Below are 563 nucleotides of genomic sequence, written 5' to 3'. Positions count from 1 at the left end.
ATGACGATACTCATTTTATTCCACATGAGCCATTATCGTGATTTTAAAACGTTTTATATTCAGCATGTTAAACACTATCTTCAGGCCGATTTTCCCAGGTTGGTCAGCTACTCCCGGATGTTAACCTTGAAACAAAGGGCGCTCATTCCTCTCTGTGCTTTTCTTTCGTCACGCAAGGCCCAAACCCAGGGGATCGCCTTTATTGATTCAACCAAAATTGCTGTTTGTCACAATCTCCGTATTCCCCGTCATCGCGTATTTGAGGGCGTCGCACAGCGAGGGAAAACAAGTACAGGCTGGTTTTATGGCTTTAAACTTCATCTGGTTATCAATGATTGTGGTGAACTTTTAGCGGTTAAATTGACCTCAGGAAATACAGATGATCGTCATCCCGTCAAAGCGCTGGTACAAGGGTTAACAGGGCGTTTGTATGGCGATAAAGGGTATTTGTCACAGGCCCTGTGCGATGAACTGGAAGCAGAAGGAATAACGTTAATCACTCATGTCCGGAGTAACATGAAGGCAAAAGCGTTATCTCTGTGGGATAAGTTGATGTTAAGAAG

General features: G+C 43.9%; 1 protein-coding gene. It reads left to right on the top strand.

What is annotated here, in order from left to right:
* A partial coding sequence (locus ACGF5R_RS24380; RefSeq protein WP_387693213.1) for an IS982 family transposase occupies positions 1-563 on the top strand: 563 nt, incomplete at both ends.

It is taken from the genome of Photorhabdus sp. RM71S, assembly GCF_042879355.1.
Classification (GTDB): domain Bacteria; phylum Pseudomonadota; class Gammaproteobacteria; order Enterobacterales; family Enterobacteriaceae; genus Photorhabdus; species Photorhabdus kayaii.
This window is presented reverse-complemented; position numbering and strand designations above follow the sequence as displayed.